We start from the raw sequence: 14,971 nt of genomic DNA, 5'->3' as shown, positions 1-14,971 counted from the left end.
GGCGGAAGCAGCGCGCGGCCTGTCACCCCGTCCGGGCGCTCAGTCCGGCCGCAGCGTCGTGCTCGCGCCCTCCAGGCGCAGGGGCGCGAAGGCCGCCGTGGGCGCGAAGGCCTTCACCAGCAGCAGCCTGTCGTTCGTCCTGTAGAGGGAGACCTCGAACAGGAACGGCTTGCCGTTGCGCACCGCGCTGCCGGTGAGGGTGGCGATGCTCGGGTCCTGGAGGGGCGTGCCGTTGTCGGAGGTCTCTGCCAGCTCGAAGTCGGGGTACTGCACCTTCAGGTCGCGCAGCTCCACGTCCCGCGCCTCGCGCAGGCTCTCCGCCTCCGAGTCATTCCAGTCGCGCACGGACACCACCAGGCTGCCGGCGTACTCCGGGTGGGTCATCCACACGTCGATGCTGGCGTCCGCGCTCCGGGACACCTCGCTCTTGCGGCGGTACCAACCGTCGGACGGGAGGCGCAGCTTGTAGGGGTGGCGCTCGCCGACGATGGACTCGCCCTCGCCGAGCTGACGGCCCTCGAGGTCCGGCCGCAGGGCGATGCGGGCCCGGTCGCTCAGGGGCTGCACGGCGGACAGCTTCTGGAAGCCGATGAGCTCCACGCCCATGGAGAGCAGCACGGCGGTGAGGCCGACACCGGCCAGGAAGGCCGAGGGCTTGCCCCAGATGAGCACCAGCGTGCCGCAGGAGAAGGCGAACACGACGAGGGTGAAGAGGTACTGCGCCTGGTAGAGGCTCATGCCTCCGAACAGGAACATGCCGACCACGAGCCGGATGAAGCCGAGGGTGAGCAGCTGGGTCTTTCCGCGCAGGAAGCTGAAGCCGAGCAGCACGTCGAGCCCCACGCCGACGAGCGTGCCCGCGAGCTGGGCCGCCCGGAGCGAGGGATCCGTGGACACCGAGGGCAGGAACAGGAACTCGAAGAGGTGGAGGACCGCATTCACCAGCAGGATGACGCCGCCCACGGGGAGCGCGGCGCTCACGTTGGAGGCGGCTTCCGCCGGGGGAGCCGGCATCGGCTCGGAGGTGGGGGCTCTCTCCCGGGTGGGTATGGAGTCCAGGGACGGGATGTACTCCACGGTGGGGACGTGTTCCGCCGCACGGGCGGGCACGGGGGCCACGGGGACGCTGACGGGAGCGGCTCGGGCAACGGGAACGCTGGCCACGGGAGTGACGGTGCGGTCCGCGACGCCCGGCATGGCCACGGAAGGCCGGGGGAGGGCGGCGACGCTCGGGATGGCCGTGGTGGAAGGGCGTGAGCCCGTCGAGCCCCGGCCACAGCGGGGACAGAGGCTCTGGGCCCTCGGCCGGTGCTTGAGTCCGCAGTGGGGGCAGTTGATCCAGTTACTGTCGTCCACGGTATCCCCTTCCGACCCTTGTCTTCTAACAGAGTGGGACTACCGGGAGATAGGTGGTCCCCGACGACCTGTGCGCGGATGTCCGCCACGTGAGACGTTCGTCCCGGCCGGGGACGGGCGGACAAGCGCCGTCGGCGTGGTTTCCGAGGGAAGCGGGGCTGGAGCCGCCCTTGCAGTGGGGCATCCGCACCCATCGCTCTCGGAGGCGGAAACATGAGTACGGTATCGCGGCGCGAGTCCCACAACCCGGCATCCACGGACCCGCGGGTCCCGGACGCGGAGTCTCACGGCATTGCATCCCGGGTGTCAGCGAGCGGGCCGGCACGGACGGGCAGGAGCACGGGGAAGCAGGAGACCCCGGCCGGTGCGGTCCCGGGCAACCAGGTGGAGATGTACCGGGGTCCCGTGGAGAGGCCGCGCGCTCAGGTGCCGGGCGGCGCGTCCACGGGGACGGAGGGTGGGGGAGGGCTGACGGCGGGCCAGCTCGCGCTGGGCGGGAGGGCGGCGGACGCGGCCCGGGCGGATGCGGCCTACGCGGACATCCAGGCCACCCTGCACACGGATTGGAAGGACTGGGCCGTCACGGACGCGGACGTGCGCCGGGTGCACGAGCAGTTGGAGAAGCTGCCGCCGGCCGACTACCGCCGGATGATGGAGCGGATGGAGCAGGGCGGGCTGCTCGGGAAGTACCTGAAGCAGATGAGCCCCGAGGCGGGCGAGGCATTCCTGTCCCAGGCCGTGAGCAAGGGCTACGTGACCCGCGAGCCCGGGAAGAAGGCCGAGCCGGCACCGTGCAACCCGCCCGATGGCCCGGCCCTCGACAAGAACGACGCGAACCTGCCCGACAGTGTCCGGCAGCTCGTTCATGAGAAGAACAGCGAGGCCAGGAAGGCCTATTACGACGCGCACCATGCCTATGTGCGGCGGTACTCCGAGCAGGTCATGCAGGCGAAGGATCTCCCGGCCATCCGTGACCTGGGGGAGCCGGTGGCGCCGTTCACGGTGAGCGAGCCCGGGGTGATCTCCTCGCACCCGGACTACTCATCCTTCCGTTCGAGCTGGGCCCGGGTGCCCGACACCCGTGTCCAGGCCTACAAGGCGGTGTCCAATCGTTCGCGGGATCTGGCCGATGTGCAGCGGGCCGGCACGCTCAAGCTCAAGCAGGAGACGGAGCTCAGCGTGGAGCGCGAGGGCGTGACGCTGAAAATGTCCCGGGAGACGAGTGTCACCCAGTACGGGAAGATGGACGGCTCCTCGAAGGCCGGAGCGGAGGCGTCTCTGGGGCACCGGAAGACGGCCGTCGAGCTCGAGTCCTCGGGCGCGGCCAAGACGTCGAACGGGGTCGACTTCGGGGTGGGCAAGGCGAGCATCGATTCAGAGGGCACTGTCCGCATGGAGCTGCCCATCCCCGGTACCGATTACGGCGCCTACTCCGAGTTCAACTACGAGAAGGGGACGTTCGGAGGCGGCGTGAGCGTCGAGAAGGAGGTCTCGAAGGACTCCAAGGTCAAGAGGGAGTACGGCGTCACCATGCAGGGCTCGCGGCTCGAGCGCGCACAGGACGTCGCCTCGATGATGCCCGGTACGCTCTTCGGACCGCTGCCCGAGCTGGAGCAGGGGCTCGCCTGGAAGGACATCCCCGCCGAGCGTCGCGCGCGCATGGAGCGGGATGGATGGACTCCGCGGCAATGGGAGGCGGCGCTCGGCGCAAGATAGTCCAGGGGCAGGCCCTGATGGTACCTTCGCAGGCTTGGTGCAGTGCGGGAGTCACCAGGCCGATGAATCCAATCGCGGGGTATTCAGTCAGGGACACGCTGTTCACCAGCACGAAATCGATCATCTACCGGGCCACGCGAACCGCTGACCTGCGGCCGGTGATCCTCAAGGTCCTGAAGGCGGAGTTCCCCGGCACCGAGCAGGTGGCCCGGCTGCATCGTGAGTACCGGTTGACTCAGGCGCTCGCGATGGAGGGCGTCATCGAGGTTCTCGCCCTGGAGCGGTACGGGACGAGTGTGGCGATCGTCCTCGAGGATTTCGGAGCGGAGTCCCTTGCCCGCTTGCTGGCTGGCCGTCCCATGGAACTGCCGCGCTTCCTGGAGTTGGCGCTCCGGCTCGCGGAGATCCTGGGACGTGTCCACCGGCGCCACGTCATCCACAAGGACATCAACCCCTCCAACGTCGTCTGGAACCCGAGCACCGATGAGCTCAAGCTCATCGACTTCGGGATCGCGACGGAGTTGTCTCGTGAGACGCCGGCCCTCCTCGGCCTGAAGGGAGTGGAGGGGTCGCTCCCCTATGTGTCGCCCGAAGCGACGGGCCGCATGAACCGGACCGTCGATTATCGCACCGACTTCTACTCACTGGGCGTCACGCTGTACGAGCTCCTCACCGGGCAGCTCCCCTTCACGTCGACCGATCCGATGGAGCTCGTGCACAGCCACATCGCGCGGATGCCGGTGTCTCCGCGCGAGCTCGTGCCGGACGTTCCGGCCGTCGTTTCGGAGCTCGTGTTGCGCCTGATGTCCAAGAGGGCGGAGGACCGCTACCAGAGCGCCGGCGCGCTCGTCAGGGATCTCCAGCGGTGTCTCGAGGAGCTGCGGGCTACCGGTGGTATCTCCTCCTTCGAGGTGGGACGTGGAGATGTCTCCGAGCGTCTGCAGCTTCCGCAGAAACTCTACGGACGCCAGCGGGAGAGCGAGGATCTCCTCGCGAGCTTCGAGCGAGTGGCGGGAGGGAGGGCGGAGCTCGTCCTCGTCGCCGGCTACGCGGGCATCGGGAAGAGCTCGCTGGTGCACGAGGTGCACAGGCCCATCGTCCAACGCCGCGGCCACTTCATCTCCGGCAAGTTCGAGCAGTTCAACCGGAACATCCCCTATGCCTCCCTCATCCAGGCCATCCAGGAGCTCGTGCGGCAACTCCTCTCCGAGCCGGCGGAGCAGTTGGTACATTGGAGGGAGAAGCTCCTGGCCGCGCTGGGTTCGAATGCCTCGGTGATCCTCGAGGTGATCCCCGAAGTGGAGCTCATCGTCGGGCCGCGGCCGAAGGCACCCGAGTTGCCGCCCGTCGAGGCGCGGCACCGCTTCATGCGTGTCTTCGAGGCCTTCGTTCGTACCTTCGCGAGGCCGGAGCACCCGCTCGTGATGTTCCTCGATGATCTCCAGTGGGCCGATTCACCGTCCCTCGCGCTCATCGAGCAGCTCATGACCGATCCGGACATGAGGCACCTGCTCCTGATCGGCGCCTACCGTGACACCGAGCTGGATGCGGCGCATCCGCTCCTGCCGGCGCTCAAGGGGATGCGCGAGGCCGGCGCGTCCGTGAGCACCATTACCCTGGGCCCGCTCCATCGTGAGCACTGCCTTGAGTTCCTGTCCGACGCCCTGAGCCGCGCTCTCCCGGAGGTGGAGCCGCTCGCGGACATCTGCCTCCGGAAGACGGATGGCAACCCCTTCTTCGTGGGGCAGTTCCTGTTCTCCCTCTACAACGAGGGGATGCTCCGCTTCGACAGCCAGGCGGGCGGATGGACGTGGGACATGGAGCGGATCTCGCACACGCCGATGACCGATAACGTCGTCGCGCTGATGGAGGCGAAGATCCAGAAGCTGCCAGGGGACGCGCAACGCATCATCAAACTGGCGGCCTGTGTGGGAGGTACCTTCGAGCTGAAGTCCCTCGCCCTCATCGATGGACGCTCTGCCCGGGAGACAGCGGACTCGCTCTGGGCGGGGCTGCGCGAGGGGCTGATCCTCCCACTGGGAGATGCCTACAAGTTCATCGAGGATCAATCCGCCGCCGCGGACCTCGTGACCCACCCTGGAGAGACGGAGGCGCGAAACGCCGGGGAGGGCAGGGTCTTCTACCGCTTCCTGCATGATCGCGTGCAGCAGGCCGCCTGGTCGCTGATTCCCGACAAGGAGCGGTGCGAGATCCACTTGCGGCTGGGTCGCCTGATGCGCTCGGGGCTGACCGCCGCGGAGCAGGGCGAGGCACTCTTCGCCATCGTGGGTCATCTCAACCTCGGTTCGGAGCTGATCAGCCAGAAGGAGGAGCGGGAGGAACTGGCGGAGCTCAACCTCACCGCGGGACGGAAGGCGCAAGCCTCGGCCGCGCACGCCGCCGCGCTGGGCTACTTCGAGACGGGGCTCGCCCTCCTCGGGGAGGAACGTTGGGCGCGTTGCCACGCGCTCGCGCTCTCGCTCCACACCCAGGCCATGGAAGCGAGTTTCCTGAGCAGGGACCTCCAGCGCATGGAGCACCACGCCACCCAGGTCCTCGCGCACGCTCGTGGACCGCTCGAGCAGTGCAAGGTCCACGAGGTGCGGAGCCGGGCCTGCATCATCCAGAACCGGCTCGAGGAGGCCATCCTGAGCGCACGCCAGGTTCTGACGCGATTCGGCGTCGGCTTCCCGGAGCAGCCGACTCCAGCGGATGTGAGGGCCGCGCTCCTCGAGGTCAAGGCCGCCATCGGGGACCGCCCCATCGAAGCGCTCATCGAGCTCCCCCCGATGACGGACCCCGTGATGCTGGCGGTGAGCCGGCTCCTGACGATCCTCGCCCCAGCCGCATATGTCTCCGCACCACCCCTCTTTCCGCTCGTCGTGCTGCGCCAGGTCGCGCTCGCGGCGAAGCACGGCAACACCGGAGCCTTGGCGTACGGCTATGCCATGTATGGCGTCATCCTCCTCGGCGCGGTGGGGGATATCGACACGTCCTATGCGTTCGGAAAGCTGGCGCTGCGAGTCCTCGAGCGCTACGAGGCCCGCGAGTTCGCGGCGCGCGCGCACTTCATGTGGAACATGCTCAGCGGACAGTGGAAGACACACATCCGCGAGAGCCTTCGGGGCCTCCAGGAGGTCTTCCGGATGGGGCTGGAGGTGGGAGACCTCGAGTTCGCCGGAAGGGGAGCGAATTGGTATGTGATTCATTCCCTCTTCATGGGGCAGGAGCTCGCTGAGCTCGACCGGAGCGCCGGTGGTTGGGTCCAGGCCGTCGTGCAGTGCAAGCAGGACAGTGCTGCTCATCGCATCCGGATCATCCACCAGACGGTGCAGAACCTGAGGGGATTGTCCGAGGATCCCTGCCGCCTCGTCGGGGCCGTGTACGACGAAGCGGAGATGTTGCCCATCCACCTCGCGGCGAACGATGCGCTCGGCCTGGCGGCGCTCTCCCTCTACAAGCTCCAGCTCTGTGTGCTGTTCGGGCGTCATGCGGAGGGGCTCGGTCACGCCGATGCCGTGGATCGCCTCGTGGGAGCGGTGACGGCCACCCTCCACCTTCCGATCTTCTTCTTCTTCGATGCGCTCACGCGCCTGGCGCTCCACGCTGGCATGCCCGCCGAGCAGCGTGAACCCTCGCTGAAGCGCGTGGATGAAGAGATCTCGAAGATGAAGGGATGGGCCGGGCACGCCCCGATGAACTATGGGGCGAAGCATGCGCTGCTCATGGCGGAGCGCCACCGGGTGCTCGGCGCACCGGAGCAGGCCCGGGCGGAGTATTACCGGGCCATCGCCCTGGCCCGGGAGCATGAATTCCGCAACGACGAGGCCCTCGCGACGGAGCTCTTCGCCGCGTTCCTGCGCGAGAACGGGGAGCACGAGGTCGCCTGGTTCTTCCTGACCAAGGCCCGCCACCTCTACCACCTCTGGGGGGCCGAGGCGAAAGTGCGCGAGCTCGATCGCGCCTTTCCGGAACTGCGCACGCTGGGCACTCGGGGCAGTGTGGAGTCACGTCCGCCGAGCACCTCGGTGAGTACGAACTCCGAGGAGTCCAGCTCCTCGCAGGCGCTCGATATGGTGAGCGTGCTCAAGGCCTCGCAGGCCATCTCGGGCGAGGTGGTGCTCACCGCGCTGCTCGAGAAACTGGTGCGGATCGTCGTCGAGAACGCGGGGGCACGCTGGGGCCTGCTCATGCTCGAAGGAGAGCGGCCACTCGTCGCGGTGGCGCATGGCTCCTCCCGGGACGGCGTGGGCGCGGTCTCGCTCCACGAGGGCATCGAGCAGGTGCCGGTCGAGTTCTCGCGCGCGATCGTCCGCTACGTGGAGCGCACGCAGGAGGTGGTGGTCCTGGGTGATGCGGCCGGGGCGGGGGCCTTCCAGTCGGAGGCCTATGTGTTGGCACGGCGGCCGAAGTCGGTGCTGTGCATGCCGATCCTCCACCAGAAGAAGCGCGTGGGCGTCCTCTACCTGGAGAACGAGCTGCTGGCGAACGCCTTCACCCCGGAGCGCTGCGGAGTGCTCGAGATGCTCGCCGCCCAGGCCGCCATCTCGCTCGAGAATGCCAAGCTCTACGAGACGCTCGATGCGCGGGTGAAGGAGCGGACGCGGGAGCTTTCCGAGGCGCTGCAGCGCCTGCGGGAGACCCAGACCCAGCTCATCCTCCAGGAGAAGCTCGCGGCGCTCGGCAGCCTGACCTCGGGGATCGCCCATGAGCTCAAGAACCCGCTCAACTTCGTGAACAACTTCGCCGGATCCGCCGTGGCGTTGGTCTCCGAGCTTCGGGAGGAGCTCCACCCGCGGCGGGCCATGCCGGCAGGGGAGGGCGCCGAGGGCGTGGAACAGCTCCTCGGGGAGCTGTCGACGGCCGCGGAGAAGATCGTCGAGCACGGCGGGCGGGCGGACAGGATCATCCGCGCGATGCTCGAGCACTCACGGAGCGGTTCGGGACTGGCCCGGAAGGTGGACATCAACGCGCTCGTCCGTGAGTACGTGAATCTCGCGATGGTTGGCCATGATGCCCGCAAGGGCTCTCTCGTGCTCGCGGTCAGGCTTCACGCGGACTATGACGAGACGCTCGGGAGCGAGGTCGTCACACCCGAGGAGCTCGGACGCGTCATCCTGAATCTCACCAACAATGCCCTCTACGCGCTCGAGCTCGAGAAGCGGCGGCGAGGAGAGGCCTTCCTGCCGGTTCTCGGGGTGACGACGCGGAACCTGGAGAGGCGGTTCGAGATCCGCATCCGCGACAATGGTGGCGGCATCCAGGCGGAGCTGAGGAACAAGGTCTTCACTCCCTTCTTCACCACCAAACCGCCAGGAGCTGGAACCGGGCTCGGCCTGTCCATCAGTCACGACATCGTCGTGCAGGGCCATGGCGGCACCCTGACCTTCACGTCCGAGGAGGGCGTGTTCACGGAGTTCGTGGTGACGCTGCCGAAGCGGGCGCTCCCCGCTCAGGCCGCGCGCTGAGGCCCCTTCACCTCTCTCGCATCCTCCGTGAGCGTCGGTTCCATCACGCCAGGTTGTGGAAGACCCGCTGGACGTCCTCGTCCTGCTCGAGTGCGTCCACCAGCTCCAACACTTCCTTCGCCTTGTCCTCGGGCAGCTCGATCGGGGTCTGGGCGATGTACTCGGACTCGGAGGAGATGGGATGGATGCCCTTCGCTTCGATGGCGGCCTGGAGCTGCCCGAAGTCGTTGAAGGCACAGCGGATGATGATCTGCTTCTCACCCTTCTCGCCGGTGCCTTCGCCCATCTCCTGCAACCCGTGATCGATCAGCTCCAGCTCGAGCGCCTCCAGATCCAGCCCCTCGGGGGCGAGCCGGAAGACACCCATGCGCTGGAACATGTAGGCAACGCTGCCGCTGTTGCCCATGTTGCCGCCCCAATCCTTGAAGTGCATGCGGATGTTGGCGACGGTGCGCACCACGTTGTCGGTCGCGGTCTCCACCAGGACGGCGATGCCGTGCGGCGCGAAGCCCTCGTAGAGGACGACCTCGTAGTCCTTGGCGTCCTGGCCGCTGGCGCGCTTGATGGCGGCCTCGACCTTGTCCTTGGGCATGTTCGCGGCGCGGGCGTTCTGAAACGCCCGGCGGAGGGCCGGGTTGTTGTCCGGGCTCGGGCCTCCAGCCTTCACCGCGATGGCGATGTCCTTGCTGATCCGCGTGAAGATCTTCGCCATCTTGTTCCAGCGGGCGAACATCGTGGTCTTGCGGGTTTCGAAAATGCGTCCCATGGACCGGAGAATGGCCGAGCCCCCAGGCCTTCTTCAAGGCTATCGGTGCTCCCTGTCACCCCGTGGGCAGGTGCCCACGCCCCGGTTCATGTACAGCCACGAGCGGCCCCGCCGGTACAGTCCCGCCGTCCAGACGGTCATGAACCGCTGGACATCGGACTGGATGTGTAACCGGCTCGCGGAGGCGCTGCTTCGGCTTCAAATGGCAAAGGGCCGCGGTGGGGGCCTCGTAGACCCTCACCCCAGCCCTCTCCCAGAGGGAGAGGGTGATCGGAACCCGATTGGGCTCGATACCCTCACCCCGTCCCTCTCCCGGCGGGAGAGGGGAGGTTGTTCTACGCCTCGCCGCGCTCCTCGCGCTTGCGATCACGCTCGGCACGGTAACGCTCGCCCGAGCTCAGCGCCTTCTTGCGCATGCGCACCGACTTCGGCGTCACCTCCACCAGCTCGTCGTCGGCGATCCACTCGAGCGCCTTCTCCAGCCCCATCTCGCGCGGCGGCGTGAGAATCACGTTCTCGTCGCGGCCAGCCGCGCGGATGTTCGTCAGCTTCTTCTCGCGGCACGCGTTCACGTTCAGCTCCGACGGATGCACGTGCTCGCCGATGATCATCCCCTCGTAGATCGTCACGCCAGCACCCACGAACAGGTGGCCACGCTCCTGGATGCTGAAGAGCGCGTAGGGCACCGTCTCGCCCAGGCGGTCCGACACGATCGCGCCGTTCGCCCGCTTCGGGATGTAGCCGAACCACGGCTCGTACCCGTCGAACTGGCTGCTCATGATGCCCTCGCCACGGGTAATCGTGAGGAACTCCGAGCGGAAGCCGATGAGGCCACGCGCCGGAATCCGGAACACCAGGCGCGTACGCCCGCCGCCCAGCTGCGACATGTCCGACATGCGGCCCTTGCGAGGCCCCAGGCGCTCCGTCACCGAGCCCACGCTGTTCTCGGGCACGTCGCAGAACATCAGCTCCATCGGCTCGTGCAGCACGCCGTCGATCGTCTTCGTCACCGGCTCCGGATTCGACGCCGTCAGCTCGTAGCCCTCGCGGCGCATCGTCTCGATGATGACCGCCAGCTGGAGCTCGCCACGGCCCACCACCCGGAACGCGTCCGGCGTCTCCGTGTCCTCCACGCGGATGGACACGTTTCGGTAGGCCTCACGGTACAGGCGCTCGCGCAGGTTGCGGCTGGTGACGTACTTGCCCTCCTTGCCCGCCAGCGGCCCGTCGTTCACCTTGAAGATCATCATCATCGTGGGCTCGTCCACGGTGATGCGCGGCAGGGCCACCGGCTTCTCCGCGTCGGCGATGGTGTCGCCGATGGAGATGGACTCGATGCCCGCGATGGAGACGATCTCCCCGGGGCCCGCGTCCGCGATCTCCGTGCGCTTGAGGCCCTGGAAGCCGTAGAGCTTCACGATCTTGCCCTGCTCGATCTTCCCGCCGTCCCGCATGACGGCCACGGGCATGTTGGGCGCGAGCCGGCCGGCCTGGACGCGGCCCACCGCGAGGCGGCCCACGTAGTCGTCATAGTCCAGGTTGGCCACCAGCAGCTGCAGCGGATCCTGCGTCGGCGCCGGCGGGGGCGCGATGTGCGAGAGGATGGCCTCGAACAGCGGCTCCAGGCTCTTGCCCGGCTGATCCAGCGAGGGCGAGCTCTGCCCCTGGCGGGCGATCGTGTACAGCACCGGGAACTCGAGCTGGTGATCGTCCGCGCCCAGGTCGATGTAGAGCGAGTAGACCTGATCCAGGATCTCCTTGGGACGGGCGTCCTGGCGGTCGATCTTGTTGATGACCAGCACCGTCTTCAGGCCCATGCCCAGCGCCTTGCTGAGCACGAAGCGGGTCTGGGGCAGGGGGCCTTCGGCCGCGTCCACCAGGAGGATCACTCCATCCACCAGGCGCAGGCCGCGCTCCACCTCACCGCCGAAGTCCGCGTGGCCCGGGGTGTCGATGATGTTGATCTGCTTGCCCTTGTAGGTAACGGCCGTGTTCTTCGCGAGAATGGTGATGCCCTTCTCGCGCTCGAGGTCGTTCGAGTCCATGACCCGCTCGGTCACGGCTTCGTTGCTGCGGAAGATGCCCGCCTGGCGGAGCATGTGGTCGACGAGGGTGGTCTTGCCATGGTCGACGTGGGCGACGATGGCGACGTTGCGGATGTTCTCTCGGGCAATCATGTCGAGGTGAGCCGGAGCTGCGTCCTCCGGCTGAGAAAATCGTGGATGGGCAAAGCGCCCAGGCCCCGCGGGGGACCCTGTGTGAACTTCACAGGAACGCGGAGGGCGGGCGCTTATATGCCGTGGGTGTCCACACTGCAACGTGGCTGGAAGAAAGAAGGGCGGTCAGGTAGGCGACGCGGCCACATCCAGCAGGAGATCCCGTCCGCTCGCCCGGTGTGGGGAGAGGGGGGCGGGCGGCGAGGCGGGCAGATGCTCTCGCAGGAAGCGCTCCACCCGGAGCTCGACCAGGTCGCGGTGCTCCAGGGGGGCGGCATGGGTGCCCTGGGGCACCATCATGAACTCGGCGTCCGGGATGTGGGCGGCCATGCGCCTCGACAGCCACGCCGGGGTGAATTTGTCGTGCTCGCCCGCGACGATGAGGGTGGGCACGTCCACGTGGGGCAGGTGATCCCACGCGCTGTGGTGGGCGGCGGACTGCAGGGTCCTCACGAAGACCACCGGATCCATGTTGGCCAGGTGGGTGAAGTAGGGGACCAGGTCGTTCTTGGCCAGCAGCGAGCGGTTGAGCTCCACGGAGAGCGCCACCTGCATGGCCAGATCGGTGCTCAGCAGGGTGCGCGTCAGCCGGGCGGCGGGCTCGGGGAAGCGCTCCACGGCGAAGCGGATGTAGGGGAAGAGCCGCTTGAGCCAGTCGCCGTCGTGGAAGGTGTCCAGCAGGCTGCCGTAGCTGCCGCAGAGGAGGACGAGCCCCTTCACGCGGTGGGCGTAGCGGCGGTGGAACTCCAGCGCCACTTGCACCCCCATGGAGTGGGCGAAGAGCACGGCCTTGTCGATGCCCGCCGCGTCCATGACCCGGTTGAGGTCATCGCAGGTGTAGAGCATGCCGATGCGCTGGCGGTCGCGGGGCAGCCCCGAGCGCCCATGGCCCCGGTAGTGCCAGCGCAGCACCCGGTAGCGCTGCTCCAGGTAGGGCGCGAGGTACTTCCAGACGAAGCCGTCGCAGCCCAGGCCGTCGCACATCACCATCCCCGGCTCGCCCTCACCCTGCACCTGGTAGTACAGCGATGCCCCATCGGGCACGGTGAGGAAGTCCTGCCGGAAATAGTGGCTCATGGGTTATCGGATCACGCGTCCGCCTCGGCGTCGGGTGGGAGACCCTTGTCGAGGCCGTACTTGGCGATCTTCAAGATAAGGTTGGAGCGGCTGATGCCAAGCTCCCTCGCCAGCCGGCTCTTGTTGTTGCCGGTGCGCAACAGTCCCTGGTGGATCATGTCGCGTTCCAACGTCTCCACGGCCTCGTGCAGCTTGCCGGCGGCGCGGGCGGTGAGCATGGAGAGGCTCCCGGGTGTCACCGCGTCCCGGATGCGGCTGGAGATGAGCTCGGCGGGCAGCAGATCCAGGTCTCCACCGAGCACCAGCAGGCGCTCCATCTCGTTCTCCAGCTCGCGCACGTTGCCGGGCCAGGCGTAGGAGGCGAGCAGGGCCATGGCCTCGGGGGACAGGCCCCGGGCGCGCTGGCCCTCGCGGTGGTGCTTGCGCAGGAAGTGGTCCACCAGCAGGGGCAGATCGTCCCGGCGCTCGCGCAGCGGGGGCAGGTGCACCCGGATGACGTTGATGCGGTAGAAGAGGTCCTCGCGGAACTCGCCCCGCTTCACCATCTCCCCCAGGTCCTTGTGCGTGGCGGCGATGACGCGCACGTCCACCTCGCGTGGCTCGGTGCCACCCACGGGCAGGAAGGTGCCCTCCTGGAGCACGCGCAGCAGCTTCACCTGCAGGGCGGGGGACATGTCACCCACCTCGTCCAGGAAGAAGGTGCCCGTGTCGGCCACCTCGAAGAGGCCCTTCTTGTCGCGCATGGCGCCGGTGAAGGAGCCTCGCATGTGGCCGAAGAGCGCGCTCTCCAGCAGGTTGTCGTTGAAGGCCGAGCAGTTCTGCACCACGAAGGGGCCGTGCCGCCGCGGGCCGTTGGAGTGGATGGCGCGCGCCACCAGCTCCTTGCCCGTGCCCGATTCTCCGTTGATGAGGATGGTGGCCTCCGAGTTGGACACCTTCTGCAGCAGCTTGAAGATCTCCTGCATGGGCCCGGAGCGGCCGATGATGTCCTCGAAGCGGTAGTGCTCGCCGTTGCCCGGGGTGATTCCCGGCGGACCGCTCTCCTCGCGGCGGGCCTTGTCGGCCTCGAAGGCGGCGATCTCGCTGGCGCCGTACTCGAGCAGATCCGCCAGCCGCTCCATGCCCTCGTCGCCGAGCACCGGCAGGCGCTCCACCACGCGCTCCACGTCCGAGCTCACCGCGCCCAGCTCGCGCAGGCGCGTCTTGAGCACATCCACTTCCCGGCTCGAGGGCCGCTCGCGCAGGAAGCCCTCCACGAAGAGGCAGCCCTCGTACTCGTCCTGCACGTAGATGGGCGCGCCCAGGAGGCTGAATTGCAGGTGGCACGGCTGGGCGGTGGCGCGGCGCAGACGCCGGTTGGTCCGGAACTGCTCGTGCAGCTGGCGCACGGACTGGTTGCAACGCCGCAGGCCTTCCCGCGAGCTGAGCGACAAGCGGCAGCACCCGTTGGGCGTCGGGGGAATATCTCCTCCCTTCTGCCAATCCATCACCAGCCCGTTGCGGTCCGCGAAGTGGAGCTCCGCTCTCCACCACTTGCGAATGATTTCCCGCAGCATGATGATGGTGTGCAGGTTCTGGTGCCTCTCGAAGTCCATCTGCCGTGCCGTGCCCTTGGGTAGGTTGAACTGGGAAAAACCTTGAACCCGCGATGTTTTGGAACTCTAGCCGTTTGGTGCTTCTCCGTGGATCTGCGTTCGCACATCACCCGCTCGTGACTACCTCTCCCCACATCCATGGCGCATCGGGACATGACCATGATCACGCCCACGGCGAGGCGTGTGAGGGGCATGGTCACGGTAAACCCGCGAAGCGGCTGCCTCCTTCCATGAAGGAGGAGCGGCGGAAGGACCGGTCGCGGCTCCTGTTCGCCCTGGTGCTCACGGGGACGATCGCGGTGGCGGAGGCGGTGGGAGGTTATCTCACCAACTCGCTGGCGTTGATGTCCGACGCGGGCCACATGCTCACGGACGTGAGCGCGCTGGGGCTGAGCCTGCTGGCGCTGTGGTTCTCGGGCAAGCCGGCGGATCTGAAGAAGACGTACGGCTACTACCGCATGGAGATCCTCAGCGCGCTGCTCAACGGCGTGCTGCTGCTGGGCATCACCGTCTTCATCCTGGTGGAGGCCTGGGAGCGGATGCTCGCCCCGGCCGAGGTGAAGCTGGGCCCCATGGCGATCGTGGCCCTGGTGGGCCTGGTGGCGAACCTGGGAGCGCTCGGATTCCTGCACCGTTCACACTCGATGAACGTGCGCGGGGCGTTCCTGCACGTGCTGGGGGACGCGCTCTCCAGCGTGGGCGTGCTGATCGGCGCCGGGGTGATGTACCTGACGGGCTGGTACATGGAGGACCCAATCATCTCGGTGCTCATCTCCG

Annotated in this window: 8 protein-coding genes; 3 read left to right on the top strand and 5 right to left on the bottom strand. The window is 67.6% G+C overall.

Annotation, left to right across the window (positions count from 1 at the left end; all coding sequences use genetic code 11):
* Window positions 1–39: 39 nt before the first annotated feature.
* Window positions 40–1,356: a hypothetical protein gene (locus Q664_RS02290; RefSeq protein WP_152621859.1), complete on the bottom strand. Its 1,317-nt coding sequence runs from the start codon at window positions 1,354–1,356 to the stop codon at window positions 40–42.
* Between the two features lie 213 nt (window positions 1,357–1,569).
* Here Q664_RS02290 and Q664_RS02285 point away from each other — a divergent pair, with 213 nt between their 5' ends.
* A complete protein-coding gene (locus tag Q664_RS02285; protein ID WP_152621858.1) occupies window positions 1,570–3,072 on the top strand; it encodes a hypothetical protein in 1,503 nt (500 codons plus the stop codon).
* Window positions 3,073–3,134: 62 nt separating this feature from the next.
* A complete protein-coding gene (locus Q664_RS02280; RefSeq protein WP_043389400.1) occupies window positions 3,135–8,540 on the top strand; it encodes a trifunctional serine/threonine-protein kinase/ATP-binding protein/sensor histidine kinase in 5,406 nt (1,801 codons plus the stop codon).
* Window positions 8,541–8,583: 43 nt separating this feature from the next.
* On the opposite strand, the gene Q664_RS02275 is transcribed toward Q664_RS02280, so the two are convergent.
* The 4 genes from Q664_RS02275 to Q664_RS02260 form a co-directional block, all read right to left on the bottom strand.
* Complete coding sequence (locus Q664_RS02275; RefSeq protein WP_043389397.1) at window positions 8,584–9,306, bottom strand: YebC/PmpR family DNA-binding transcriptional regulator; 723 nt, start codon at window positions 9,304–9,306, stop codon at window positions 8,584–8,586.
* 335 nt (window positions 9,307–9,641) lie between these two features.
* Window positions 9,642–11,483, bottom strand: coding sequence for a translational GTPase TypA (typA, locus tag Q664_RS02270; protein WP_043389396.1), 1,842 nt, complete (start codon window positions 11,481–11,483; stop codon window positions 9,642–9,644).
* Between the two features lie 165 nt (window positions 11,484–11,648).
* Window positions 11,649–12,599 carry an alpha/beta fold hydrolase gene (locus Q664_RS02265; RefSeq protein WP_052517571.1) on the bottom strand — a complete coding sequence of 317 codons (951 nt, stop codon included), beginning with the start codon at window positions 12,597–12,599 and terminating at the stop codon, window positions 11,649–11,651.
* An 11-nt stretch (window positions 12,600–12,610) separates the two neighbouring features.
* Window positions 12,611–14,194 (bottom strand): sigma-54-dependent Fis family transcriptional regulator, encoded by a 1,584-nt coding sequence (locus Q664_RS02260; protein WP_043389393.1) that lies wholly within the window; start codon window positions 14,192–14,194, stop codon window positions 12,611–12,613.
* Window positions 14,195–14,310: 116 nt separating this feature from the next.
* Between Q664_RS02260 and Q664_RS02255 the strand changes: the two genes are divergently transcribed.
* Window positions 14,311–14,971, top strand: a 661-nt coding sequence (locus tag Q664_RS02255) for a cation diffusion facilitator family transporter (RefSeq protein ID WP_043389488.1), incomplete at its 3' end; no start/stop codon positions are given.

It is taken from the genome of Archangium violaceum Cb vi76, assembly GCF_000733295.1.
In the GTDB taxonomy this organism is placed as follows: domain Bacteria; phylum Myxococcota; class Myxococcia; order Myxococcales; family Myxococcaceae; genus Archangium; species Archangium violaceum.
The sequence above is the reverse complement of the archived record's forward strand: the minus strand, read 5'-3'. Positions and strand labels throughout refer to the sequence as shown.